20 protein-coding genes and 1 pseudogene are annotated in these 25,649 nt (G+C 71.8%); 6 read left to right on the top strand and 15 right to left on the bottom strand.

The window, feature by feature from the left end; all coding sequences use genetic code 11:
• Nucleotides 1-243: 243 nt before the first annotated feature.
• Nucleotides 244-1,251, bottom strand: a complete 1,008-nt coding sequence (locus AQJ84_RS21315) for a stage II sporulation protein M (protein WP_030044466.1) — start codon at nucleotides 1,249-1,251, stop codon at nucleotides 244-246.
• Nucleotides 1,252-1,384: 133 nt separating this feature from the next.
• On the opposite strand from AQJ84_RS21315, the gene AQJ84_RS21310 reads away from it, so the two are divergent.
• On the top strand, nucleotides 1,385-2,428 hold the full coding sequence (locus AQJ84_RS21310; RefSeq protein ID WP_079022664.1) for an RDD family protein: 1,044 nt from the start codon (nucleotides 1,385-1,387) through the stop codon (nucleotides 2,426-2,428).
• 43 nt (nucleotides 2,429-2,471) lie between these two features.
• On the opposite strand, the gene AQJ84_RS21305 is transcribed toward AQJ84_RS21310, so the two are convergent.
• Nucleotides 2,472-3,086 carry a hypothetical protein gene (locus tag AQJ84_RS21305; protein ID WP_030044465.1) on the bottom strand — a complete coding sequence of 205 codons (615 nt, stop codon included), beginning with the start codon at nucleotides 3,084-3,086 and terminating at the stop codon, nucleotides 2,472-2,474.
• 156 nt (nucleotides 3,087-3,242) lie between these two features.
• Nucleotides 3,243-4,700 carry an adenosylhomocysteinase gene (ahcY, locus tag AQJ84_RS21300; protein ID WP_053191366.1) on the bottom strand — a complete coding sequence of 486 codons (1,458 nt, stop codon included), beginning with the start codon at nucleotides 4,698-4,700 and terminating at the stop codon, nucleotides 3,243-3,245.
• A gap of 469 nt (nucleotides 4,701-5,169) precedes the next feature.
• Between ahcY and AQJ84_RS21295 the strand changes: the two genes are divergently transcribed.
• Nucleotides 5,170-7,341: a fructose-specific PTS transporter subunit EIIC gene (locus AQJ84_RS21295; RefSeq protein WP_030044463.1), complete on the top strand. Its 2,172-nt coding sequence runs from the start codon at nucleotides 5,170-5,172 to the stop codon at nucleotides 7,339-7,341.
• 127 nt (nucleotides 7,342-7,468) lie between these two features.
• On the opposite strand, the gene AQJ84_RS21290 is transcribed toward AQJ84_RS21295, so the two are convergent.
• The 9 genes and pseudogenes from AQJ84_RS21290 to AQJ84_RS21265 all read right to left on the bottom strand — a co-directional run bounded on the left by AQJ84_RS21290 (nucleotide 7,469) and on the right by AQJ84_RS21265 (nucleotide 15,413).
• Nucleotides 7,469-8,449 (bottom strand): cation diffusion facilitator family transporter, encoded by a 981-nt coding sequence (locus tag AQJ84_RS21290; RefSeq protein ID WP_030044462.1) that lies wholly within the window; start codon nucleotides 8,447-8,449, stop codon nucleotides 7,469-7,471.
• A gap of 110 nt (nucleotides 8,450-8,559) precedes the next feature.
• Nucleotides 8,560-9,711 (bottom strand): mannose-6-phosphate isomerase, class I, encoded by a 1,152-nt coding sequence (gene manA / locus AQJ84_RS21285; RefSeq protein WP_030044461.1) that lies wholly within the window; start codon nucleotides 9,709-9,711, stop codon nucleotides 8,560-8,562.
• A 108-nt stretch (nucleotides 9,712-9,819) separates the two neighbouring features.
• On the bottom strand, nucleotides 9,820-10,947 hold the full coding sequence (locus AQJ84_RS21280; RefSeq protein WP_053191364.1) for an SIS domain-containing protein: 1,128 nt from the start codon (nucleotides 10,945-10,947) through the stop codon (nucleotides 9,820-9,822).
• Between the two features lie 60 nt (nucleotides 10,948-11,007).
• On the bottom strand, nucleotides 11,008-11,178 hold the full coding sequence (locus tag AQJ84_RS41115; RefSeq protein WP_007382472.1) for a Trm112 family protein: 171 nt from the start codon (nucleotides 11,176-11,178) through the stop codon (nucleotides 11,008-11,010).
• A gap of 577 nt (nucleotides 11,179-11,755) precedes the next feature.
• Nucleotides 11,756-13,123 (bottom strand): phosphomannomutase/phosphoglucomutase, encoded by a 1,368-nt coding sequence (locus tag AQJ84_RS21275; protein ID WP_030044458.1) that lies wholly within the window; start codon nucleotides 13,121-13,123, stop codon nucleotides 11,756-11,758.
• Nucleotides 13,124-13,234: 111 nt separating this feature from the next.
• On the bottom strand, nucleotides 13,235-13,840 hold the full coding sequence (locus tag AQJ84_RS44245) for an L-lactate permease (RefSeq protein ID WP_225877434.1): 606 nt from the start codon (nucleotides 13,838-13,840) through the stop codon (nucleotides 13,235-13,237).
• Complete coding sequence (locus AQJ84_RS44240; protein WP_259294309.1) at nucleotides 13,768-14,496, bottom strand: L-lactate permease; 729 nt, start codon at nucleotides 14,494-14,496, stop codon at nucleotides 13,768-13,770. The genes AQJ84_RS44245 and AQJ84_RS44240 overlap by 73 nt, the downstream gene beginning before the upstream one ends.
• 79 nt (nucleotides 14,497-14,575) lie before the next feature.
• Nucleotides 14,576-14,863, bottom strand: a pseudogene (locus AQJ84_RS44755) (hypothetical protein); the annotation flags it as partial.
• 124 nt (nucleotides 14,864-14,987) lie between these two features.
• Complete coding sequence (locus AQJ84_RS21265; protein WP_078632371.1) at nucleotides 14,988-15,413, bottom strand: DUF3499 domain-containing protein; 426 nt, start codon at nucleotides 15,411-15,413, stop codon at nucleotides 14,988-14,990.
• A 292-nt stretch (nucleotides 15,414-15,705) separates the two neighbouring features.
• On the opposite strand from AQJ84_RS21265, the gene AQJ84_RS21260 reads away from it, so the two are divergent.
• Nucleotides 15,706-16,155 (top strand): metallopeptidase family protein, encoded by a 450-nt coding sequence (locus tag AQJ84_RS21260; protein WP_063753196.1) that lies wholly within the window; start codon nucleotides 15,706-15,708, stop codon nucleotides 16,153-16,155.
• Nucleotides 16,156-16,266: 111 nt separating this feature from the next.
• Here AQJ84_RS21260 and AQJ84_RS21255 read toward each other — a convergent pair whose 3' ends face one another.
• From AQJ84_RS21255 to AQJ84_RS21245, 3 genes are all read right to left on the bottom strand, one after another.
• A complete protein-coding gene (locus tag AQJ84_RS21255; protein WP_030044455.1) occupies nucleotides 16,267-17,754 on the bottom strand; it encodes a DUF5719 family protein in 1,488 nt (495 codons plus the stop codon).
• On the bottom strand, nucleotides 17,751-21,467 hold the full coding sequence (locus tag AQJ84_RS21250) for a glycosyltransferase (RefSeq protein WP_079022663.1): 3,717 nt from the start codon (nucleotides 21,465-21,467) through the stop codon (nucleotides 17,751-17,753). Before AQJ84_RS21250 ends, AQJ84_RS21255 begins: the two co-directional genes overlap by 4 nt.
• 198 nt (nucleotides 21,468-21,665) lie before the next feature.
• Nucleotides 21,666-21,929 (bottom strand): WhiB family transcriptional regulator, encoded by a 264-nt coding sequence (locus AQJ84_RS21245; protein WP_003975777.1) that lies wholly within the window; start codon nucleotides 21,927-21,929, stop codon nucleotides 21,666-21,668.
• Between the two features lie 667 nt (nucleotides 21,930-22,596).
• On the opposite strand from AQJ84_RS21245, the gene AQJ84_RS21240 reads away from it, so the two are divergent.
• From AQJ84_RS21240 to AQJ84_RS21230, 3 genes are all read left to right on the top strand, one after another.
• Nucleotides 22,597-23,142: a cysteine dioxygenase gene (locus AQJ84_RS21240; protein WP_030044452.1), complete on the top strand. Its 546-nt coding sequence runs from the start codon at nucleotides 22,597-22,599 to the stop codon at nucleotides 23,140-23,142.
• Between the two features lie 96 nt (nucleotides 23,143-23,238).
• Complete coding sequence (gene cofD, locus AQJ84_RS21235) at nucleotides 23,239-24,198, top strand: 2-phospho-L-lactate transferase (RefSeq protein ID WP_030044451.1); 960 nt, start codon at nucleotides 23,239-23,241, stop codon at nucleotides 24,196-24,198.
• Nucleotides 24,195-25,622, top strand: coding sequence for a coenzyme F420-0:L-glutamate ligase (locus AQJ84_RS21230; RefSeq protein ID WP_374935398.1), 1,428 nt, complete (start codon nucleotides 24,195-24,197; stop codon nucleotides 25,620-25,622). The genes cofD and AQJ84_RS21230 overlap by 4 nt, the downstream gene beginning before the upstream one ends.
• Nucleotides 25,623-25,649: the final 27 nt, after the last annotated feature.

Below are 25,649 nucleotides of genomic sequence, written 5' to 3'. Positions count from 1 at the left end.
CCCAACATTATCAGAACTTCTGCGCCGGTCTGACCGGCCATCCGTTTCCGATTTATCGGGAAGAGGCTTCTTCGAAAGCGACGTTCTAACGACGTTCCGAGAAGCAGACAGATACTTCACCGCTGCCGAGCCGGATCAACCAAGCTCCAGGCAACTGTTCGAATCTACCTCCCCGCACGAGCCGTGTCAACGTCTCTTGTGGGGCGAAGGAGACAGTAGCAGCTCAGCGAGGGTGGACGCACATCAGGCCGCTGTCGGCACGGTGGCGCTGCGCTCGGCCGCCTCGACGTCCCCGGTGTCGCCCGCTCGGGCCGCACGGGCGCCCAGCACATAGACGTACGCGAGGAATGCCAGTTCGGCGGCGATGCCAATGGCTATGCGGGCCCAGGTGGGCAGGCCGGAAGGGGTGACGAAGCCTTCGATGGCGCCGGAGACGAAGAGGACGAGCGCGAGGCCTATGGCCATGCCCACTGCGGCTCGGCCCTCCTCTGCCAGAGCGGAGCGGCGGGAGCGCGGGCCTGGGTCGATCACCGTCCAGCCCAGACGCAGACCTGTGCCGGCCGCGACGAACACTGCGGTCAGCTCGAGAAGGCCGTGCGGAAGGATGAGGCCGAGGAAGGTGTCCAAGCGGCCGGCCGAGGACATCAGGCCGAAGCCGACGCCGAGGTTGAGCATGTTCTGGAAGAGGATCCAGAGGACCGGCAGGCCCAGGAACACGCCCAGGACAAGACACATGGCTGCCGCTTGGGCGTTGTTCGTCCAGACCTGGGCGGCGAAGGAGGCCGCGGGGTGGCTGGAGTAGTACGTCTCGTACTGGCCGCCTGGGCGGGTGAGTTCGCGCAGCTCGTTCGGAGCCGCGATCGAGGCCTGCACTTCGGGATGAGTGCCGATCCACCAGCCCAGCAGAGCCGCCACGACCGTCGACAGGAGCGCCGTGGGCACCCACCAGTGGCGGGACCGGTAGACCGCGGCGGGGAAGCTGTGGGCCAGGAAGCGGGTGACGTCCCGCCAAGATGCTCGGCGGGTGCCTGTCACGGCACTACGCGCGCGTGCCACCAGCTGGCTGAGCCGACCGGTCAGTTGCGGATCGGGGGCGCTGGACTGGATCAGGGACAGGTGGGTGGCGGTGCGCTGGTAGAGCGCGACGAGTTCGTCGGCCTCGGCGCCCGTGAGGCGGCGCTGGCGCCGCAGCAGCGCGTCGAGGCGGTCCCACTCGGCCCGGTGGGCGCTGACGAAGACGTCGAGGTCCATCTGTCTGCCTGCTCCTCGGCTGGTCGTCGGCGATTCGTCGCGGGGTCAGCTTGTCGTACTGCGGCGCGATGCGCCCTCAGCTTGGCAGACTGGCCGTTCTCGGGGCAGGTCAGGGGAAGGACGGCGTACGGACGTGAGTGATCTGGTGACGGGCGAGGCGGTGGCGCTTGAGCTGCGCCCCGCGAAGCTGCCCAGCAGGGCGTTGGCGGTGATGATCGATCTGGCCCTGGCCGTGACCGCGTACATCGTCGTGACCATCGCTCTCGCCGTATCCACTGCTTCTCTGGACGACGCGGCTCAGGTCGCGGTGTCGATTGCGACGTTCCTGCTCGTACTGGTGGGGGTGCCGATCGCGGTCGAGACGCTCAGCCATGGGCGTTCGCTCGGGAAGCTTGCGTGCGGGCTGCGGGTGGTGCGGGACGACGGCGGACCGATCCGGTTCCGTCACGCGCTGGTGCGGGGCGCGATCGGGGTGGTCGAGATTCTGATGACGTTCGGAGTCGTCGCCTGCATCTCCTCCCTCGTCTCGGCGCGCGGACGCCGGCTCGGCGACGTGTTCGCGGGCACCCTGGTCGTACGGGAACGGGTGCCGACCGCGCGGACGGGCTTCGTTCCCCCGCCGCCGCCCTGGTTGTCGGGGCGTTTCTCGGCGCTTGACCTGTCGGCGGTCCCGGACGGTCTGTGGCTTGCGATCCGCCAGTACCTGACGCGGATGCAGCAGCTGGATCCGCAGGTCGGCTGGGCCATGGCGGAACGGCTTGCCGCCGATCTCACGGCCTGTACGGGGGCTCCGGCGCCGCAGGGCGTGCCGCCGGCCGCGTACCTGGCGGCCGTGGTGCAGGAGCGGCAGGCGCGAGAGGCGCGGCGGGCCTTCGGGGCTGGTGCGGGGGTGAGCGGGGCGCCGGGCGGTCCGGGGCCTGCGGGTGGCCTGCCGGGCGTTGGCGGTGCGCCGCAGGTCTCTGGTTCCCAGGGTGTGTACGCGCCTCCGGTTCCCGGGCACAACGTGTGGACGGGTCCGGCAGGAAGTGCCCAGGCCGTGGCTCCGGCTGCGGGGCAAGCTGAGGGCGGCCCGGTGCCGTCCGCCCAGTCGCCTATGCCGGCGGATCAGCCATCGGTACCGCCCCGCGAGGCTCCGGCTGCCGATCGTCCCGGGACCGGATTCGTCCCGCCCTCCTGAACCGGCCGGAGCCGTCGGCAGACCGATCCGCTCGCATCCCCGCTCAGGTGAACGCCGAGGGCGGGGATTCGAGGTCCTCCAGCTCGATTCCGGGCGCTGCGAGCACCACGTCGCCGGCGAGGTGAACGGTGTGCTGTTCGCCCGTGTCCAGGGCTGTGACCTGGTATTCGTCCACGGTCAGAGGGCCGTTGTCAGTGGCGTGTGCTTCTCTTTTCAGCAGGGCCCAGGACTGGTCCACGGTGCGCGGCGCGAGGACCGGATCCGTGAAGAAGACGAGGCGTACGCGGGTCGCCGAGGCGGAGGGGGTGAGGCGGAGGAGACGGGTGGTGGCGACGAGGAACGCGGGGGATGTGCCGGTGAAGGCGTGGGCGGGGACGTTGCCTTCCGTGGCGTGCGTTCCGGTGGGGTCCGTGCGGACCCAGGTGACGCCGTCGAGGGCGGCACCGCGGACCTGCCAGTTCGCGGCATGCAGTTCGAGGCGGATGGGGCGACCGAGTTCGTCGAGGGTGAGGTCGACGGAGCCGCTGTGGTCGCCGGAGGGGGTGGTCAGTTGCGAGACGTAACGCCAGCCGGAGGGGCCGGGGGCGCAGTGGAAGTGCTCTTCCGCGAGGGGGGTGCGATCGTGCGGATCGTGGAGCGAATAGCGGCCGCGGGGCATGTGGATCCTGGTCCTGGGACGTGACGGGCTGGTCCGGCCTCGGTGGCCAAAGGGGCAGGCCCCCGGCACGGGGGTGCGGGGGCCTGCCTCGGAGGACCTGCTGTTGCGGGAGCGCGTCAGTGCACGGACGTGCTCCTCGCGAGCCGGGGTGCGGGCTCAGTAGCGGTAGTGGTCCGACTTGAACGGGCCATCGACCTCGACGCCGATGTACGCGGCCTGCTCGGGGCGGAGCTGGGTGAGCTTCACGCCGAGCGCGTCCAGGTGGAGGCGGGCGACCTTCTCGTCCAGGTGCTTGGGCAGCGTGTAGACGCCGATCGGGTACTCGGACTGCTTCGTGAACAGCTCGATCTGGGCCAGGGTCTGGTCCGCGAAGGAGTTGGACATCACGAAGGAGGGGTGCCCGGTGGCGTTGCCCAGGTTCAGCAGGCGGCCCTCGGACAGGACGATGATCACCTTGCCGTCGGAGAAGGTCCAGGTGTGAACCTGCGGCTTCACCTCGTCCTTGACGATGCCGGGGATCTTGGCGAGGCCGGCCATGTCGATCTCGTTGTCGAAGTGGCCGATGTTGCCGACGATGGCCTGGTGCTTCATCTTGGCCATGTCCGAGGCCATGATGATGTCCTTGTTGCCGGTCGTGGTGATGAAGATGTCAGCCTTGTCGATGACCTCGTCGAGGGTCGTGACCTGGTAGCCGTCCATCGCCGCCTGGAGGGCGCAGATCGGGTCGATCTCGGTGACGATGACGCGGGCGCCCTGGCCGCGCAGGGACTCCGCGCAGCCCTTGCCCACGTCGCCGTAGCCGCAGACGACCGCGGTCTTGCCGCCGATGAGGACGTCGGTGGCGCGGTTGATGCCGTCGATCAGGGAGTGGCGGCAGCCGTACTTGTTGTCGAACTTCGACTTGGTGACGGCGTCGTTCACGTTGATCGCCGGGAACAGCAGGACGCCGTCGCGCTGCATCTCGTACAGGCGGTGGACGCCGGTCGTGGTCTCCTCGGTCACGCCGCGGATCTCGGAGGCGAGCTGGGTCCACTTCTGCGAGCCGTCGCTGATCGTGCGGTTCAGGAGCTCGAGGATGACGCGGTGCTCGTCGTTCTCGGCGGTGTCGACCGAGGGGACCTTGCCGTCCTTCTCGTACTCGACGCCCTTGTGGACGAGGAGAGTGGCGTCACCGCCGTCGTCGAGGATCATGTTCGGGCCGCCGGTGGGGGTGTTCGGCCAGGTCAGGGCCTGCTCCGTGCACCACCAGTACTCCTCCAGGGTCTCGCCCTTCCAGGCGAAGACCGGGACGCCCTGCGGGTTGTCCACCGTGCCGTGGGGGCCGACGGCGATGGCGGCGGCCGCGTGGTCCTGGGTGGAGAAGATGTTGCAGGAGGCCCAGCGGACCTCGGCGCCCAGGGCGACCAGGGTCTCGATGAGCACCGCGGTCTGGACGGTCATGTGCAGGGAGCCGGTGACACGGGCGCCGGCCAGGGGCTGCGCCTCGGCGTACTCCTTGCGGATCGCCATCAGGCCGGGCATCTCGTGCTCGGCGAGGGTGATCTCCTTGCGGCCGAAGGCGGCCAGGGAGAGGTCGGCGACCTTGAAGTCCTGTCGGTTGTCGACAGTCGTCATTGCGAGCTGCTCCTCGGGGTTGGGGCGAGGTGGGTACGGCTGGTCTGCGCGGCAGCGGACACAAGGGTGCCCAAAGGAGGGCACAGGCATGCCCGCGGGTGCGCAGCGCAGTCCGTCGGAGGCCCTCTCTCCCTCGGCCGGTCCGGGTGGGACCGCCCGACCGCCATCAGCAGCGACGTCTGGCTCCCACCCAAGCTACACCGGTGGGCCCGACCGCCCCCAGTCCGCCTCGGAACACATCGGGCCGATCACGTGGTGTCGTCGGCCGCGGCGGCGGGCGGCCGTGACAGCGATAACAGGACACCTACGAATGGGTGTGCAGGCGGCAACAGAACGGGACAACAGGTGACTTTCGCGCCTTTGAGCCTGGGGACGGGTGTTGCAGGATGCCAGGAGATCGGAACCTCTGATCGATCCTGCGGGGCGTCCGGGACGGCGTTCCGCGTGACAAAGGCGTTAGGAGATCGACGTGACAAGTCCGGCCGGCCCTCCCCCCACGGGCAGCGGAGACGGTGAGCACGGGCGGTTGAAGCTGCTCGCCGTGACCGCGTGCCCGACCGGCATCGCGCACACGTACATGGCGGCGGAGAAGCTCGTGCAGGCTGCCGAGAGCCGCGGCATCGACATGAAGGTGGAGACGCAAGGGTCCATCGGGGCTGAGAACGTACTCGATGACAACGATGTCAGCACTGCGGACGGCATCATCATCGCCGCGGATAAGGACGTGGACCTGAGCCGTTTCGTGGGCAAGCGCGTCCTCACCGTGGGTGTGGCGGAGGGCATCCACCACCCCGAGCGGCTGATCGAGCGGGTGCGGTCGGCGCCCGTACACACCGAGGCCGGCTCGGCCGACCCCGCTGCCGAGAGGGGCGGCAAGGAGCGCAGCGTCGCGTACAAGGCGCTGATGAACGGGGTCAGTTACATGATCCCGTTCGTGGTGGTCGGCGGGTTGCTGATCGCCGTCTCGCTGTCGCTCGGCGGGCACACCGACCCGTCCGGGGGCCTCGTCATCCCGAAGAACTCCTTCTGGATGGACGTGAACAACATCGGTGTCATCGGCTTCACGCTGATGGTCCCGATCCTGTCCGGATACATCGCCTACGCGATAGGCGACCGGCCCGCGCTGGTGCCGGGCATGATCGGCGGGTGGATCGCCAACACCGGATCGCTGTACGACTCGAAGGCGGGCGCCGGGTTCATCGGGGCGATCGTGACCGGGTTCCTCGCCGGGTATCTGGTGCTGTGGATCAAGAAGATCAGGGTCCCGAAGTTCGTCCAGCCGATCATGCCGATCATCGTGATCCCGATCGTGGCGACCACGGCGCTCGGGCTGTTCTTCATCTACGTCATCGGGAAGCCGATCTCCTGGGTCTTCGAGAACCTCACGGACTGGCTCGGCGGGATGACGGGCGCCAGCGCGATCCTGCTGGGCGCGATTCTCGGTCTCATGATCGCGTTCGACATGGGCGGACCGGTCAACAAGACGGCCTTCCTCTTCGGCGCCGGGCTCATCGCGACCGGCAACCAGACGGTCATGGGCATGTGCGCGGCCGCGATCCCGGTCATGCCGCTGGGGCAGGGCCTGGCCACCCTGATACGGAAGCGGCTGTACACCGAGCAGGAGCGGGAGACCGGCCTCGCCTCGCTGTTCATGGGCTGTTTCGGCATCTCCGAGGGTGCGATCCCGTTCGCGGCGGCGCGGCCGGCGCAGGTCATCCCGGCCAACATGCTGGGCGGCGCGGTGGCCGGCGCGATCGCCGGGGTCGCCGGTGTGGAGGACGCGGTGCCGCACGGCGGGCCGATCGTGGCGGTGCTGGGCGCGGTGAGCGGCGTGCCGATGTTCTTCGTGGCCGTGGCGATCGGCACGGTGGTCACCGCGCTGACGACGGTCGCGCTCGTCGACATCAGCGAGCGGAAGCGCCGGGGTGGGCCGGTTACCGGCGCCGACGCGCTGGGGACCGGGCCCGCGCTGGTCGGGGTGGGCGCGGGGGCACCCGGTACGGCTGGTGCGTCAGGTGCGACTGGTGTGTCAGGTGCGACTGCTGTGTCGGGGACACGCGCTGTGAAGACGCCGGTAGCCGGAGGCACGGTCGCGAGCGGCCCTGTCGTGGAGGGTTCGAACGCTCCGGCGCCCGTTCCCGCGGTCTCAGCGGATGAGGCCGCCGCCGAGACTGGTCAGAACAACGAGGTCCTCTCCGGCTACCTCACCGGGCAGACCGTGAAGGTCGTGCTCGACGCGCGTGACAAGGAGGCCGCGATCCGGGAGATGGCTGGGCTGCTCGCGCGCAGCGGCAAGGTGGCGGACCAGGACGAGCTGGTGCGGACCGCTTTGCGGCGCGAGGAGCAGGGCACGACCGGGCTCGGCGAGGAGATCGCGATCCCTCATGCCAAGACGGACGCCGTGACCTCACCCGTGGTCGGGTTCGCGCGGTCCGTCGAGGGGGTCGAGTGGGGCTCCCTGGACGGGACGAAGGCCAGGCTCGTCTTCATGATCGCCGTACCGGAGGCGGCTGCGGGTGACGAGCATCTGCGGATTCTGGCGCTGCTGTCACGGAAGTTGATGGACGCCGGGTTCCGTGAGCGGCTGACGGCGGCCACAGAGGCGGACGCCGTGCTCGGCGTGCTGGGCGAGATCCGCTAGGCGCGGGACGTACGACGGGGTCCACCGAGCGACTCGGTGGACCCCTCTGCCGAACGGAACAGCCGTTCGAAACAGCCGTGGCCGACAGTCGTACGAGACAGCAAGTACGGGACAGCCGTACGAGACGTCAGTGGTCCGCGCCGGGATGGGACGGTCCGCCCGGGGTGGCCTCGGGGTCCGCCCCCTTGGCCGCCTCGGTCTCGCTGAAGACGTCGGGTTCGAGGTAGATGACGCGGGCGATCGGGACGGCCTCGCGGATGCGGGACTCGGCCGCGTTGATGGCGGTGGCGATCTCGGTGGCCGTGTCGTCGTGCTGGACGGCGATCTTGGCGGCGACCAGCAGCTCCTCGGGGCCGAGGTGGAGCGTGCGCATGTGGATGATGCCGGTGACGGTGTCGCCGTCGACGACGGCGGCCTCGATCTTCCTGACGTCCTCGATGCCGGCGGACTCGCCGAGGAGCAGGGACTTGGTCTCGGCGGCCAGGACCAGCGCGATCAGGATGAGGAGGACACCGATGCAGAGAGTGCCGATGCCGTCCCAGACGCCGTCGCCGGTGGCGAGGGCGAGGCCGACGCCGCCGAGGGCCAGGATCAGGCCGACGAGGGCGCCCAGGTCCTCCAGGAGGACCACGGGCAGTTCAGGCGCCTTGGCGTGCCGGACGAACTCCGTCCACGACTTCCGGCCCCGCAGGGTGTTGGACTCCTTGATGGCCGTGCGGAAGGAGAAGGTCTCGGCGATGATCGCGAAGACCAGGACACCCACCGGCCAGTACCAGTGATCGATCTCGTGCGGGTGCTTGATCTTCTCGTAGCCCTCGTAGATCGCGAACATGCCGCCGACCGAGAAGAGGACGATGGAGACGAGGAAGGCGTAGATGTAGCGCTCGCGGCCGTAGCCGAAGGGGTGTTCCGGGGTGGCCTCCCGCTTGGCCTTCTTGCCGCCGACGAGCAGCAGGGCCTGGTTGCCGGAGTCCGCGAGCGAGTGCACGGACTCAGCGAGCATCGACGACGATCCGCTGAAGAGGAACGCCACGAACTTCGCTACCGCGATCGCGAGGTTGGCGGCGAGTGCCGCCACGATCGCCTTGGTGCCGCCTGACGCGCTCATGTGTTCGCGTTGTCCCTTCGTACGCCGTCCCGGGCTTTGCCCGTCCTTTGCGGTGGGCCATTGTTGCAGCCCGGGACGACAATGGTGCGCCAGGGCGCCGAGTCGTGGGCTCAGACGACGACGGTCGCCCGGAAGACCGTGCCGCTTCCGGACACTTGGGCCGTTTCCCCGGCCGGTACGAACACGGAGTGGCCGGGGGCGAGTTCCACGTCGCCGGCACGGACCGAGCCCGCGGTGCAGAGGAGGATCTGCGGGGTCGCGCGGGTGAGGTCGTGTGCTGCGCCGCCCGCCGGAAGGACGTACCGGGAAAGGCGGAACTCGTCGATCGGCGTCTCGTAGACCTCCTCGCCGTCGGGGCTCGCCTCCGGGCGCAGCACGCCCGGGTCGCCGGCCTCGAAGCGGACGATGCGCAGGAGTTCGGGGACGTCGACGTGCTTGGGGGTCAGGCCGCAGCGCAGGACGTTGTCGGAGTTGGCCATGATCTCGACGCCGAGGCCGTTCAGATAGGCGTGCGGGATGCCGGCGCCGAGGAAGAGGGCCTCGCCCGGCTGGAGCCGGACGTGGTTGAGGAGCATCGCGGCGATGACTCCGGGGTCGCCCGGGTAGTGGTGGGCGATGTCCGCGTAGGGCGCGTAGGCGCCGCCGAGACGGTCGCAGGCGGCCGCGGCCTCGGCGACCGTGCGGGCCATCTCCTCGCGGTCGGCGGTGAGGACCGCCGTGAGGACCTCGCGTAGGGCTGCCTCTTCCGGCTGGGCGTGCAGGAGGTCGACGTACGGCTTGAGGGAGTCGACGCCGAGGCCGTCGAGGAGGTCGGCGGCCAGGGCCGGGGTGCGGAAGCCGCAGAGGCCGTCGAACTCGGTGAGCGCGCAGATGAGTTCGGGCTTGTGGTTGGCGTCCTTGTAGTTGCGGTGGCCGGCGTCGACCGGGATGTCGCGGCGCTCTTCGTCCTCGTAGCCCTCCCTGGCCTGTGCCAGGTCGGGGTGCACCTGGAGGGAGAGCGGGGCGCCGGCGGCGAGGATCTTCAGGAGGAAGGGCAGGCGGGGTCCGAACCTGGCGACGGCCTGCTCCCCCAACTCCCGCTCCGGATCGGCCGCGATGACGTCGACGAGCGTGCCGCGGTCGGTGCGCGAAGGGGCGCCCGGGTGGGCGCCCATCCACATCTCCGCCTGCGGTGCGCCGGTCGGTTCGGTGCCGAGCAGGGCGGGGATGGCGGTGGGGGAACCCCAGGCGTAGGGGCGGACGGTGTTGTCGAGGCGGTCCATCGGTTCTCTCTGCCGGTTCTCTCTACGACACGGACGGCTGGCGGGACGTACGAGGCGCCTTGCCGCCGGTGGAGGGCGGGTACGGCGGTCAGGGCGTCCTGGGCAAGATCAGGCCCTCGAGGCGAGCGCCAGGTAAACGGCGGCGAAATCCGTGACGGCGATCAGCTCCGCGAGGGTCTCCAGTTCGCCGCCGGCCTCCGGCTCCAGTTCGCTGATCGGCGTGTCGTGGTCGAGGGCCAGGTCACGGGCGGCCGGGGCGGCGCTGAGGCCGCCGATCGGACGGTCCCGGAGCAGCACCACGCGTGCGTGCAGGGCGGGCGGCTCCTCGACCCGGTCGCGGAAGAAGTCGTTCGGGTCGGCGCTCGCGGCGAGCGAACCGGCGAGCAGGGCGCTGTGCGCGGCGAGGGCCTCGGGCAGTTCGGAGACGAGGGCCGGGCGTCCGGAGAGTTCGGCGAGCGCGGCGGCGAACCTGCGGCCCGCCGGGCCCGCGGAGGTGCCCTCGGTCCAGATCACCGGGAGGGCGTCGGCGAGTTCGGCGGCCAGGGTCTTGGCAGGGTTGCTGTAGGTGGCGATGGCGGGGCCGCAGCGCTCGGCGATCCGGTCGAGGCGGTCGGCGACCTTCTCCAGGGCCTCGGGCGGGGCGGCGAGCAGGCCGGTGCGGTCGAGGAGCGCGAGGAGCGGGGTGAGCAGCGCCCACAACACGCCGGCGGAGGACGCGGCGAGGGGTTCGTCCTGGTCGTAGGGGGCGGTCGCCATCGGTACGAAGAGGCCGTGGGCGCCGTGCAGCGCCTCCGCGAGGGGGGAGCGGGGCGGGGCCACGGCGACGACGGCGCAGCCGCGGCGGTAGGCCTGTTCGGCGAGCACGGACAGACCCGGCTCGGCGCCGTCCGGGGTGGCGATCAGCAGCAGGTCCACGGACCCCGCCCAGCCGGGCAGCTCCCAGCGCAGCGCGCCCCCGGCGGGGGCCACTCCGGTGGGGGCCAGGCGGGTGACGGGGCTGCCGGCGCCGGCGAGGGTGCCGAGGAGGTCGGCGGTGTGCGTGGCGGCGGCACCGGGGCCGGCGATGAGGACGGCTCGGGGGCGGCCGTCGGGTTTGAGGTCGCCCACGCCAGCCTCGGCGGCGTGGCGGGCCGCGGTGCGGACGCGGGCGCCTGCTTCGGCGGCTCCGCGGAGCAGGCCGCGTCGGTCGGCCTCCGAGAGGGCCTCGGGGGTGTCGAGCAGCGATTCGTCGAGCATGGGCGGCAGCCTCCGGTCGCCGGGTCGTCGGTTTCGCGCGTCTCCGGGTCGCCGGTGGTCTTACGCCGGGCGGCGGGCCTCGTCGACGAGGAGGACGGGGATGCCGTCTCGGACGGGGTACGCGAGGCCGCAGTCCTGGCCGGTGCAGATCAGCTCGGTGTCCTGCTCCTTGAGGGGGGCGTGGCAGGCCGGGCAGGCGAGGATCTCCAGGAGGCCGGCTTCGAGCGGCATGAGGGGTCCCTTCGGGGCGGGAGTCGTGTGGACGAGCGTCGGTGCGGATGTGCCTGGTCAGGGTACCGCCGGTGTGGATGTTCGTGCGGGGGTCGTGGCGGGCCGGAGCGGTGAGGCGCGGACCCGGGGCCGCCGTCTCCCACCCGCGCCGGGCCCGGGGGCGTGCCGAACCGGAGCAACGAAGCCGGGATGCTCGCCCCGGGGCGCACCGGGCCAGAGCGGTGAGGCGCGGATGCTTGCGCCGAGGGCGCGCCGAACCGGAGCAGCAAGACCCGGATGCGCGCACCGGGGGCGCGCCGAACCGGAGCGGTGAGACGCGGACGCACGCGCGGGACGGGGGCGGCGGGGTGCGGGGGCGGGCAAGGCGGGCCGCGCGTGCCGGGTGGGCCGTTGAGGGGTTGCCCCCGCTGCAACTACCCGTCCCCTCACCAGGCGCTTCGCCCCGTCCACCCCGCCAGGGGCTCCACCCCTCGCCCCGCGATCGGCCCTGAAGGGGCCTCGGTCTCTAACGCCGGACGGGCTGGGAATGCCTGACGGCACACGACCTCGCTCTCGGACGCCGGCGGGCTGAAGAGCCTCAGCCCCTGATGATCCCCAGCACCTCGTCCCGCACCTTCGCCATCGTGGCCTCGTCGCGGGCCTCCGCGTTGAGGCGGAGCAGCGGTTCGGTGTTGGAGGGGCGGACGTTGAACCACCAGTCGGCGGACGTGACGGTGAGGCCGTCGAGGGTGTCCAGGGTGACGCCCTCCTGGCCCTCGTAGGCGTCCTTGACGGCTGCCAGGCGACCGGTCTGGTCGTCGACGGTGGAGTTGATCTCGCCGGAGCCGGCGTAGCGGTCGTACTCGGCGACGAGGTCGGAGAGGGGGCCGTCCTGACCGCCGAGGGCGGCGAGGACGTGCAGGGCGGCGAGCATGCCCGTGTCGGCGTTCCAGAAGTCCGCGAAGTAGTAGTGCGCGGAGTGCTCGCCGCCGAAGATCGCGCCGCTCTTCGCCATCTCGGCCTTGATGAAGGAGTGGCCCACGCGTGTGCGTACCGGTGTGCCGCCGTTCTCCCTGACGACCTCCGGCACCGACCAGGACGTGATCAGGTTGTGGATGATCGTGCCCTTGCCGCCGTGCTTGGCGAGCTCGCGGGAGGCCACCAGGGCCGTGATCGCGGACGGGGAGACCGGGTCGCCGTGCTCGTCGACGACGAAGCAGCGGTCGGCGTCGCCGTCGAAGGCGATGCCGAGGTCGGCACCCTCTGCGCGGACGCGCTGCTGGAGGTCCACGAGGTTGGCCGGGTCGAGGGGGTTGGCCTCGTGGTTGGGGAAGGTGCCGTCGAGTTCGAAGTACATGGGCACGAGGTCCAGGGGCAGGCCCTCGAAGACCGTCGGGACCGTGTGACCGCCCATCCCGTTGCCCGCGTCGACGACGACCTTCAGGGGCCGGAGGGAGGCGAGGTCGACGAGGGAGCGGAGGTGGGCCGCGTAGTCCTCGAGCGTGTCCCGCTGGGTGATGACGCCGGTGGTGGCCGTCGAGGCCGGGGCGCCCGACTCGATCCACCCTTCGACGAGTACGCGGATCTCGGCGAGGCCGGTGTCCTGGCCGACCGGGGCGGCGCCGGCCCGGCACAGCTTGATGCCGTTGTACTGCGCCGGGTTGTGCGAGGCCGTGAACATCGCGCCCGGCAGGTCCAGCGCACCCGAGGCGTAGTACAGCTGGTCGGTCGAGCACAGGCCGATCTCTGTCACGTCGACGCCCTGGGTGGCCGCGCCGCGCGCGAAGGCGCGCGAGAGGCCGGGGGACGAGGGCCGCATGTCGTGTCCGGTCACGATCGCGCTCGCGCCGGTCACCCGGATGAAGGCGGCGCCGAAGAGCTCGGCCAGGGTCTCGTCCCACTGGTCCGGGACGACCCCGCGCACGTCGTACGCCTTGACGAGCTGTGACAGATCAGCCACGGCCACCCCTTCTGAAAGTCCTGTGGTCACCACAAACTACCCGCCCCCGCCGACAGTGCGCCGTGGGGTGGCCGACTGGACCGCGGAAGATAACCGGAGGTCAGGGCTCCGCGTGGCTCAGGGCAGCATCCAGCCCAGCACCGGCGAGCTCTGTCCGACCACGATCAGACACATCACCAGCAGCAGCCCGAGGCTCCAGGGCAGGACCCTGCGCAGCAGGTCCCCCTCGCGGCCCGCGAGCCCCACCGCCGCGCAGGCGATGGTGAGGTTCTGCGGCGAGATCATCTTGCCGAGGACGCCGCCCGAGCTGTTGGCGGCGGCCAGGAGTTCGGACGAGAGCCCCGACTCCTCGGCCGCGGTCACCTGCAGCGCGCCGAAGAGGACGTTGGCCGAGGTGTCCGAGCCGGAGACGGCGACACCGAACCGGCCGAGGACCGGGGAGAGGAAGGCCAGTCCGGCGCCGGCCGCCGCCACGAAGTGACCGATCGTCGCGGCCTGCCCGGAGAGGTTCATGACGTAGGCCAGGGCGAGGACGGACGTCACGGTGAGGATGGCGAACCGCAACTCGTGCACCGTGGCGGCCCATTCCCTGACCGCCACGCGCGCGTGCACCCCGAGGACGATCGCCGTGATGACACCGGCGAGCAGCACTAGCGTGCCGCCGGTGGAGACCACCGGCCAGGTGAAGACGTTGGCGCCGACCGGGTCGCCGTCCGCGTCCACGACGTCCAGAAACGGCCAGTCGTAGGTCTGTGTGGCGCGGGCCAGCCAGTCCTTGACCGCCGGGATAGGGCGAGGGAGAAGACGGCGACGATCAGGGCGTACGGGGCGTAGGCGCGCAGGACTTCCCCGCGCGGGTCGTCCTCGTCGAGGTCCTCGCCGCGCGTGCCGGTCAGCACGGCCGCGCGTACCGGCTCGGCGGCGGGCCTGCGTGCCTGCGGTACGGCGACCAGGGCGCCCGCGCCGGCCAAGGCGGCGGCGATGTCGGCGAGTTGGGCGGAGAGGTGGTTGGAGGCGGCGAACTGGGCTATGGCCAAGGCGATTCCGCACGCCAGGGCGGGCACCCACGTCTCGCGCAGACCGCGCCGCCCGTCCACGAGCCAGACCAGCACCAGCGGCACCACCAGGGCCAGCAACGGCGTCTGACGGCCCACCACGGACGCCACGGTGTCCAGGGGAAGTTCGGTGACCTGGGGAGGGTCACCACCGGCGTGCCCATCGCGCCGAAGGCGACCGGCACGGTGTTTGGTGACCAGCGCGACGACCGCGGCGCGCACCGGTTCGAAGCCCAGCGCCACGAGCATGACCGAGCAGATCGCGACGGGTGCCCCGAAGCCGGCGAGGGCCTCCAGGAGGGCGCCGAAGCAGAAGGCGACCACGAGGACCTGGATGCGCGGGGTCGTCGGACAGTCGCCCGAAGGAGCGGCGCAGGATGTCGAAGTGCCGGGTCCGGACCGTCATCCGGTACACCCAGAGGGCGTTGGCGACGATCCACAGGATGGGAAAGAGGCCGAAGACGGCTCCCTGGGCGGCGCTGGAGAGCGTCTGGTCCAGCGGATGCCGTACGCGAGCCAGGCGACCAGAGCGGCCGCCAGGAGGCCGGTGAGGCCCGCCAGGTGCGCCCTGACGCGGACGGCGCCGAGCAGGACGAGGACGATCACGAGGGGGACGGCCGCCACCAGGGCGGACAGGCCGAGCGAGTGGGCGACGGGTTCCGGTTCCTGGACGTACACGGGTACCCCCCATTCCGTCACGCGGAAAGCGATTTCTCGTTTCGACGTACCGGAATGGTCGTGTCCGCGCCAGCCGCGCGTCAATGGGCGCGCGTCGCTCGACGGAACCCGGGTTCACACAGGGGCGACTGGGAGGATCAGTTGTCCGGCGAGCGCAGTACCCGCAGGTGACCGCGGCGCCCGACCTCGATCGGATCCCCGCCGCGCCCGCCGCCACCGGCCTCGGCCGCCCGCTCCTGCGGACGGGCCGCTTCGCGCACGGCGTTGGCAAGCGCTTCCAGGTCGTCGCCGCTGGGCCGGGCCGGGGCCGAGGCGTCGAGGAGGCGGACGACCTCCCAGCCGCGCGGGGCGGTGAGGCGCTCGGAGTGCTCGGCGCACAGGTCGTAGCAGTGGGGTTCGGCGTAGGTGGCGAGCGGGCCGAGGACCGCGGTCGAGTCGGCGTAGACGTACGTCAGCGTCGCGACGGCGGGGCGGCCGCAAGCGGTGCGCGAACAGCGACGTACAGGGCTCACGACGTTGGACGGTACCGCACTCTTGAGCGGGCCGCGACGACTCTCCCCCAGGTCACTCCACCGTGTCGTGTTGTGAAACACCCCACACGCCCCCTCGGACACAGATCGTTGACCTGCGGGGACCGCCTTTTTCGAGGGTTCGAACGGACCTGAAACCGGTCATCACTCCATACAAACCACGCCAATTGCCTCGAGATCGACGGTCTGGGAGAGATACGGAATCGAGCCCAACCTTGGCTGGAATGGTCGACCGCCGACAGGCCGTATCAGGCCGCCCGACTCGGTCCTCGTTGCCGCGTGGGGCCGGGCGCCCGCCTCGGGCGGGGACTACGCTTCACCAGTGATGGACAACCCCGTACCGCCCCCTGCCGCCGGCCCCGGGCCCCGCCGTCGTGATCGCCACGGCCGGGGCATGCGTGGGCCGATCGCGCCACCGCAGGTGCCGCTCGCGGCGAGCCGTGCCGAGGCGTTCGCGGACCTGGTGCAGGACTCCGTGGAGCGACTGGAGCGGCACTGGCCGCAGCTGGCCGACATCGACTTCCTGGTCCTGGAGGTGCCTCGGCTGGACGGGCCCGGGCAGGTCTGGAACGACGAGGCGGTGCCCCTGGGCGGCACGATCGCCTCCCGGGAGGGACGGCCGGCCCGGGTGATCGTCTACCGGCGTCCGGTGGAGATCCGCACCAAGGGGCGCGACGAGCGGGCCGCGCTGGTGCACGAGATCGTGGTCGAGCAGGTCGCCGAGCTGCTGGGGCTGACGCCGGAGACCGTGGATCCCCGGTACGGCGAGGACTGAACCTCCCGGGGATCACGCCGGTCGCCGCACCGCTGCCCGCGTCCGGTCTCCTTCTGCGCCTTCCCCGGGCCACAGGTTCGGCGGGCTCTTGCCCATATCCTCTTCCGCCGCCTACTTCTGCAGCACCGACAGGTCCTCGTCCGCCTCCGGTACGGCCACCGTCCCCCGGTCGTCCGGGAGGGTCTGGATGGTGAAGCCCGGCACGCCGTCCTCCGTCGCCGCCAGGGTGCGGGCCGCGTAGACCGGCCCCCCGGAGAGCGGCTCGACGGTCAGGGCGTACGTGCCCTTTCCGCCGCTCGGCTTCGGGGCCTCGACGCTCTGGGTCGTGCCCGCCTTGATCGTGTACGTCTTCGAGACGGCCGTGCCACCGTCGCTGCCCGCCGACGCGGTGACCTTCACCTTCGCGGCCTGGCCGGGTGCGACCAGGGACAGGGTGCTGCCCTTGGCACTGTTGTCCGCGGACGTCGCGCGGGTGCCGACCGGGCGGGTCGCGGGGATGAACGCCGTCTCCTGGTCGTCGCCCTTGCCGCGCACGACCCGCAGGGCGGCGACCACCGGCACGGTCTGGTCGGTCGGGGTCAGGATCAGCGAACCGGCCTCGCCGCGGGTGACGTCGCCGAGGTCGATCGCGGTGGTCATGCCTGCCTTGACGTGCAGCGTCTCGTTGCCGGCCGGGGTGATCTGGCCGGACGGCGAGGAGAGCCGGACCTTCAGGTCGGCGTCGGAGTCGCCGGGCGTGAAGGCGACCAGGCGTACGGCGGTGGCGTCCTTGGGGATGCCGGGCAGGACGAGACTGCCCGTCGGGTCGGTGGACGCGGCCAGCCAGTCACCGCCGAGCTTGTCGTCCAGGGCCTGCACGGCGGCACCCAGGCGCCCGCTGCGCACGTTCACGTGGACGGTGAGGTTCTCCTGCTTCTCGTCCGTGAGCGTGGACAGCAGGACCGGCTCGCTGGAGTGCGGCTGGACGGTGAGGCTCTCCCCCGCAGTGGACTCCAGGGCACCGTCCTTGCCGTAGAGCTCGATGTCGACGACGGCGGCCGAGTCGTCGGGGTTGGTCAGGTGCACGTAGTCGGTGCGGTCGGCGGCGGTGCTGGCGCCGGGGAACCAGAACTCCGTGTCGGGTGCCGTGCAGTTGACGCCCTGCAGGCCACGGCCGGTGCCCGCGGCGACCTCGGTGGTCTCCTGGACGGTCCAGCCGGGGGCGAACTTGCCCTCGGCGGTGCCGACGAGCGCGGGCGCGTCACCGCCGGAGGTGTCGCCGGTGACGGGGGCACCGGGCTCCTTCGGTGTGAGGACCGGCTTGTCGGCCTTCTTCTTACCGCCCTCGCCGCCCTCCGACTGCCCCGTGGCGGAGTCGAGTTCGGCCTTGCCGTCGCTCGCCGTGCCCTTCGTGACGGGCGTGAACGACGTGTACGAGGTCTCCGCGAGGTCGGAGATGCTGGGCGCCGGGCACAGCAGGCTGGTGCGCTCCACGGGCAGCACCGCGGCTGTCTTCGCGGTGTCCGTGTCCCCTGCGTCCGGGGCGGTGAGCACGGCGAATCCGGTGACGGCGGCGAGCGCGGTGGTGCCGGCGATCAGGGACAGGGTGGTGCGGTTCACTGCTGACTCCCGTCGGGGCGCTCACTGCCGTTGCCGTGCGGGTGCGGCGCGTTGGGGTCGTACTCCGGGTCGTACCCCTCGTCGTAGCCCTGCTGCTGGTACTGGCCGCCGTAGCCCTGGTCGTACGGCGCCTGCTGGGACTGGCCGCCGTACGCGTACGGGTCGTACTGGCCGCCCTGGTACGGGTCCGCCTGGTACGGCTGCTGGTCGTATTGGCCTGCCTGGTAAGGCTGTTGGGCGCCCTGGTACTGCTCGCCGTAACCGCTTCCGTACTCGGTGCCCGCGTAACTCGGCGCGTCCCACTCACCGTAGGACTGCTGCTGCGGAACCGCCGCGGGGGCGGGGGCCGCCTCCGGCGGCGGCGGGAACCCGTCGGGCCGGCCGCCCTCTTCGGAGTCGGAGTCGGACTCGGACTCGGCCTCGGCCTGGGCGCGCAGGCGGCGGGCGCGGCGGCCCTCGCCCTCGACGGCCTGGGCGGGGACGGCCTCCTCCTCGGGGAGGTCGTCGTCGACGTCGCGGCGACGCCCGGGCAGGGCCAGCACGACGAGGACGACAGCGAGGGCACCCTGGGCCCACAGCCAGGCGGTGTGGGTGATCGGGTCGTCGAAGGTGACGTCCAGCCTGCCGCCGGAGGCGGGGAGTTCGAAGCCCTGGGCCCAGCCGTCGACGGTGGTCCTGGTCAGCGGCTCGCCGTCCAGGGTGGCGGTCCAGCCCTCGGCGACGGCGTCGGCGAGGCGCAGGACGCGGCCGTCGGCGCCCGCGGGGATCGTGGTGTGGATCTCGACGGGGCCGGCGGCGACGGGCTGCGGTTCGCCCGATCCGGTGACGACCGTGGCGCGCGCGACCTCCTGGTCGACCCGCCACAGGCCGCTGCCGTCCTGCTGGCTGAGCCGGGACAGGCCGGGCGTGGCGTCCAGGACGCGGGTGACCTCGCGGGGCGCGCCCTTGTGCACCAGGACGTAGCGCACGGCGAACTTGCCGAGCTGGTCGGCCTGGTCGGCACCGGAGCCGGCCACGAGGTTGGCGACGATCTTGTCGAGGGCGCTGTTCTCGCCGTCGGCCGCGGCCAGTTCGGCGTCGCCGAGACGGGCACCGGAGCCTCGCACCAGCATGTAGCCGACATGGGCGGCGGAGTCGCTGTCGAGGACGAGGGTGCGGGCCTGGTCGCGGGTGCCGCTCTCCTCCGCGACGAACGCGGGCACCTGTACGGGGTCGCGCCGCTCCAGCGGGCCGTCGGCGCCGCCCAGCATCCAGCCGGCGGCCACGAGCAACGGGCCCGCGGCCGAGGCGAAGGCGATCAGCGCGGCGACCGGCTGGCGCCAGCCGAAGCTCTGCTCGGCCACCCGCGAACGTGCCCCGTCGGCGCCGAGGGCGGCGGCGACGAGCAGGGCGAGGCCGTAGACGAGCGTCGCGGGGCCGGCCCAGGTGGAGGCGTTGGACAGGACGGCGAAAACCAGGCCCACCAGGGCGGCGGCCCAGGCGGTCCAGATGCCGAACTGCCGCTCGGAGCGCAGCAGGGCGGCCAGCGCGGCCAGCACGACGCCGATGAGCATCAGGCCGCTGACCGTGCCGGGGCCGCCGGGGCTGATGCCGAGGAGGTCGAGGGCGGAGGCCGCCGAGGCGCCGTACTCCAGGCCGGCTTCCTTGAAGAAGCCGAACGGGAGGAGGGACAGCGACCAGGGGGCGAGGATCAGCAGGGGGGTGCCGAACTGGGCCAGGAAGCGCAGGCCGTAGGCGGTGATCTCGGCGCGGCGTACGGCCAGCAGGCCGATGCCGAGGACGAGCGCGATGGGCCACACGATCGGCGTGAACGCCGTGGTGATGGTCAGCAGCAGGGCGTACGCCCAGGTGGCACGCCAGCTGCCGCGCGTGCCCGGGCTGTGCGCCAGGCCGCTGGCCGCGATGCCCGCGCGCGCCATGAGCGGCAGCAGGATGGCCAGGACGGCGGTGCCGATGCGGCCGCCGGCGAGGGCTCCGGTGGCGGCGGGCAGGAAGGCGTAGACGACGGCCGCCCACGCGCGCAGGAGGCGCGACTCGACGAGCGGCCGGGAGGCGAAGTAGGCGGTGAAGCCGGCCAGTGGCACCGAGCAGACCATCAGGACGGTGACCGCGAGGCCGGTCGAGCCGAACAGCACGGACGAGAACATCGCGACGATCGCGAGGTACGGCGGCGCGGACGAGGTGCCACCGGCGCCCACCGCGTGCCAGGCGTCCAGGTAGCGCGACCACAGCTCGCTCGAGTCGCCCGGGGCGGGCAGCAGGGCGCCGCCCGCGAGCGCGCCGCCGCCGAGGAGGGCGCGGCAGGCGACCAGGGAGACCAGCAGCAGCACCAGGAAGAGCACCGGGCCGGGCTTGCGGGCGATGCGCTTGAGGCGGACGAACTGCTCGACCTCCAGGAAGTCGGCGTCGTCGCCGCCGGGCCCGGACTCGACGGCGCCGCCGTGCCGGCCGGCCCCGGAGGTCGCCTCGGGGTCGGAGCTGCCGAAGAGGTTGCCCGCGGCCTGTTCGACCGTGGCACGGACGGTGGCGCCCGGCGGCGGGAACAGCTGCCGCATCTCGTCCTTGTCCACCGCCGGACGGCCGCGTCCGCGGCGCCCGGCGAGGATTCGCTCGGGCCGCAGCAGCGTGCCCACCAGACCGCGGATCTCGTCGACGGCCTGTCCGGGGACCTTGCCGACGAGATAGGCGACGGTCCTCAGCAGGGTGCCGAGGATCAGGCGCACCAGGACCCAGGGCAGCAGGGCCGAACGCGAGTTGACGAGCAGGGTGTAGACGGCGCCGGCCTTGTCGACCTTGTGCGGGGAGGCGGTGGTGCGACCCGCGCAGTCGACGGCGCGACGCTCGCGGGAGGCGGCCTCGGCATGTCGTACGACGGCTTCCGGGGCGATCAGGACGCGGTAGCCGGCCGAGTGCGCCCGCCAGCACAGGTCCACGTCGTCACGCATCAGGGGCAGCCGGCGGTCGAAGCCGCCGAGCTCCTCGAAGACGTCGCGCCGGATCAGCATCCCGGCGGTGGACACGGACAGCACCGGACGGACGTGGTCGTGCTGGCCCTGGTCCTGTTCACGGCGGTCCAGGCCGGTCCAGCGGCGGCCGGAGTGGGCGATGCTGACGCCGACCTCCAGCAGCTGCCGCCGGTCGTACCAGCCGCGGAGCTTGGGGCCCACGACCGCCACGTCGTCCCGGCCCAGTTCGTACTCGGTCTCCACGACCCGCAGCAGCTGGGCCAGGGCGTCGGGTTCCGGGGCGCAGTCGTCGTGCAGGAGCCACAGCCACTGGACCGGCTCTCCGTGCGGGAGCTCCGGCAGGTCGTACGCGTCGTCGCGCCAGGTGCGCGTGACGGGGTCCCAGCCGCTGGGCCGCTTCAGGTACGGAAGGTCGTCCGGGGTGAGGACGGGGGCCGTGCGGCCCGCCTCCTCGACGGCCTGGCCGAAGCCGGTACGCCGGGCGAGATGCAGCACCCGGTCGGCGCCGAGGGCGTCGGTGACCAGCTGGGCGGAGGCGTCCGCGCTGCCGGTGTCGGCGCCCAGGGCGCACTGCACCGGGCGCTCCTGGCCGAGCAGCCCGGCGAGCGCGTCGGGCAGCCAGCGGGCGCCGTCGTGGGAGACGAGGACCGCGGTCACCACGTGCCGCGGGAACTCTGGCGGGCGGGCCGGGTCAAACACTGCTGTGGCGGCGTCGTGTCGAGCTGCCGGGTGGCTGTGCGCGGACATCGAGGTACGGGCCCCGGTTCGGTGGACTGCGGTGGACGCCTGCGCCCCGAGGGGGCAGCGGGGCGTATCGGACGAGCGACCACACTATCGGCTGGGCATGGCGACGGCCCGCCGCCTGTGGATAACCCACCTGCGACGGGCCGTTCGTGAACGGGTCGGGTCTGTGGACGTGGGAGGTGTCGCCAGGAACCACCCGGATCAGACCGCGGCCTTCTTGAGTCTGCGTCGCTCGCGCTCGGACAGGCCGCCCCAGATGCCGAACCGTTCGTCGTTGGCCAGGGCGTACTCGAGGCATTCGGAACGGACCTCACAGGCGAGGCAGACCTTCTTGGCCTCGCGGGTGGAGCCGCCCTTCTCGGGGAAGAAGGACTCGGGGTCGGTCTGGGCGCACAGCGCGCGCTCCTGCCAGCCGAGTTCCTCGTCCGCGTCGTCGACCAGCAGTTGCTGCACCAGCTCGGTCATGTGCGCCCCTCGTCTGTCTTTCGCGTCCCCGTGATTAGCCGTACCGATTTCGGCTGAACGACACGAGTGAAATTACAAGTGTGCTGCTCCGGGCGAGTCAAGCCGAGATCTGCTATTGGGCCCCTTATTCACTCTGCGGAACCAAGGCCTAGCGGAAAGTGTTCAAATCGGCATAAACCTTGACAGGCAGGCGAGACCCGGAGCCCCGCTCCCCCGCCGCACCCTCGGGCCTGTACGGAGAAGGACGCCCAGGACTTCGATCTCGTTCCGAGGCCCGTGCGCTTGGTTGTGCGCCATGTGTCCCGGCAGGTGCCTGCACAAACCTTTCACCTCGGAGATGGACCGGATGAGGTGAAACATGTCCCACATGCCGGGTGTCGAGTTGACAGCGGAGGTGTGAGCCGCTGTCCTTATGGGCATGCTCGCGAACTTGGCACTCACCTCGACCCGCTCCGCCGGGTCCCTCGGTGCTGCCCACGCTCGCTGTAGCTGTTGTTGCCGTTCCAGCTGTTGAGCCACGCGCGCTCCGGCTGCTCCTGAGTCCACCGCGACTCGGCTGCTTGTTCCCCACGCCCGGACCAGGGCCCCTCCGTCCCCCGCGACCCGGGCGGACGGTACGCGACACCCAGCCACCCCCCGCACTCTTCCGCCGAGGAACACCGCACCCATGAACAGCGACAGCGACCTCCAGATCGCCGGCGACATCCTCGAAGTCCCCCACCTGCTCCAGCCCCCGCGCGAGCACCCGGCCACCGTCGCCGAGTTCGTCGGCCTGGCCCGCTCCATCGCCGCCGACCGCGGTCTGTGGGAACACCTCGTCCAGTACGACGCGACCACCCGCTGGTACCACCGGCTGCGCACCGGGCCCGGCTACGAGGTGTGGCTGCTGTCCTGGGTGCCCGGCCAGGGCAGCGGACTGCACGACCACGGCGGCTCCTCCGGCGTCCTGACCGTGCTGGAGGGCACGCTGACCGAACGGACCGATCGGGGCACGCGCGCGTTGGGGGCCGGCTCGCAGCGGGTGTTCGCTCCCGGGTACGTGCACGAGGTGGTCAACGACACCCTGGAGCCGGCCATAAGCCTGCACGTCTACTACCCCGGCCTGACCGAGATGCCCATGCTCCCCCAGTCCGAGCCCCGTGCGACCGGGGTGGCCCCCCTGGCCTGCACGGCGCCCGCCGGCCACGAGGACGTGGACGTCGTGACCGCCTGACGCGATGTCGTGACCGCCTGACGCGATGTCGTACCCGCCTGACGCGATGTCGTGACCGCCTGACGCGATGTCGTACCCGCCTGCAAGACTTGGCTCATGCGCATTGTGGTTCTGGCAGGCGGCATCGGTGGTGCCCGGTTCCTGCGTGGTCTGAAGCAGGCCGCGCCGGACGCGGACGTCACGGTCATCGGCAACACCGGGGACGACATTCATCTCTTCGGGCTGAAGGTCTGCCCGGACCTCGACACGGTGATGTACACGCTCGGCGGCGGCATCAACGAGGAGCAGGGCTGGGGGCGGGCGGACGAGACCTTCCACCTCAAGGAGGAGCTCGCGGCGTACGGCGTGGGGCCCGAGTGGTTCGGCCTCGGCGACCGCGACTTCGCCACCCACATCGTGCGGACACAGATGATCGCTGCCGGATACCCGCTGAGTGCGGTGACCGAGGCGCTGTGCGACCGGTGGAAGCCGGGCGTGCGACTGCTCCCCATGACCGACGACCGGGTCGAGACGCATGTCGCCGTAGACGTCGACGGGGAGCGCAAGGCGGTCCACTTCCAGGAGTACTGGGTGCGGCTGCGGGCCTCCGTTCCGGCCGAGGCGATCGTGCCGGTGGGGGCGGAGCAGTCCAAGCCGGCGCCGGGTGTCCTGGAGGCGATCGCGGAGGCGGACGTCATCCTCTTCCCGCCGTCCAACCCCGTCGTCTCCATCGGCACCATCCTCGCCGTGCCCGGCATCCGCGAGGCGATCGCCGAGGCCGGGGTGCCGGTGGTGGGGCTGTCCCCCATCGTCGGGGACGCGCCCGTGCGCGGGATGGCCGACAAGGTGCTCGCCGCCATCGGCGTGGAGTCGACGGCCTCGGCGGTCGCCGAGCACTACGGCTCGGGACTGCTGGACGGCTGGCTGGTCGACACCGTGGACGCGGGTGTCGTGGAGCGCGTGGAGGCCGCCGGAATCCGGTGCCGGGCCGTGCCACTGATGATGACCGACCTGGACGCGACCGCCCGGATGGCGCGTGAGGCGCTGACGCTGGCGGAGGAGGTGCGGGCGGTATGAGCGGTGGGAGCGGCGAAGGCGGGCCGGGGACACCGGGTGGCGCGCCCACGGTCGGCGGGGGCGTTCCGGTGCCCTCGGACGGCGGGGGCGGTCCCGTGCCTTCGGACGGCGGGGGCGGTCCCGTGCCTTCGGACGGATATCGCGTCTGGGCCGTCGCCGGCCTTCCCGAGGTCGCGCGGGGGGACGACCTCGGCAAACTGATCGCCGCCGCCGAGCCGGGGCTGGCGGACGGGGACGTGCTCCTCGTCACCTCCAAGATCGTGTCCAAGGCCGAGGGCCGGGTCGTCGAGGCCGCCGACCGGGAGGCCGCGATCGACGCCGAGACCGTGCGGGTCGTGGCGAGACGCGGCGCGCTGCGGATCGTGGAGAACCGGCAGGGCCTCGTGATGGCCGCCGCCGGGGTCGACGCCTCCAACACACCCGCCGGCACCGTGCTGTTGCTGCCCGAGGACCCGGACGCGTCCGCGCGGGCCGTCCGGGACGGGCTGCGCGACGCCCTCGGCGTCGACGTCGGCGTGATCGTCACCGACACCTTCGGACGCCCGTGGCGCACCGGGCTCACCGACGTGGCGATCGGCGCCGCCGGGGTGCGGGTCCTCGACGACCTGCGCGGGGGCACGGACGCGTACGGCAATCCGCTCAGCGCCACCGTCGTGGCGACGGCGGACGAGCTGGCCGCGGCGGGCGATCTCGTCAAGGGCAAGGCCGCCGGACTGCCCGTCGCCGTGGTGCGCGGGCTGGCCCACGTGGTGGCCGAGGACCACGGCGAGGGGACGCGGGCCATGGCGCGCGGGGCGCGCGACGACATGTTCCGGCTCGGGACCTCGGAGGCGGTACGGGAGGCGGTCACCCAGCGCCGTACCGTACGTGCCTTCACCGACGAGCCCGTCGACCCCGGAGCCGTACGACGGGCCGTGGCGGCGGCCGTGACCGCGCCCGCGCCGCACCACACGACACCGTGGCGGTTCGTGCTGCTGGAGTCGCAGGCCGCGCGGACCGGGCTGCTGGACGCCATGCGCGACGCGTGGGTCGCGGACCTGCGGCGGGACGGGAAGAGCGAGGAGTCCATCGCCAAGCGGGTGCGGCGGGGGGACGTGCTGCGCAACGCTCCCTACCTGGTCGTGCCCTGCCTGGTGATGGACGGGTCGCACTCGTACGGCGACGCGCGACGGGACGGGGCCGAGCGGGAGATGTTCGTGGTCGCCATGGGCGCCGGGGTGCAGAACCTCCTGGTCGCGCTGGCCGGGGAGCGACTCGGGTCGGCCTGGGTGTCGTCCACGATGTTCTGCCGGGACGTGGTGCGGGAGGCGCTGGGGCTGCCGGAGGGGTGGGACCCGATGGGGGCCGTGGCGGTCGGACATCCGGCGGAGGAGCCTCGGCCCCGGCCGGAGCGGGATGCGGCGGCGTTCGTCGAGGTGCGGTGAGCGGTGGGGTCTGAGCGGTGGGGTCTG

Origin of the sequence: Streptomyces resistomycificus (genome assembly GCF_001514265.1) — a bacterium.
Lineage (GTDB): Bacteria > Actinomycetota > Actinomycetes > Streptomycetales > Streptomycetaceae > Streptomyces > Streptomyces resistomycificus.
Note: the sequence above shows the minus strand (reverse complement) of the source record. Positions and strands in the feature narration are given on the sequence as shown.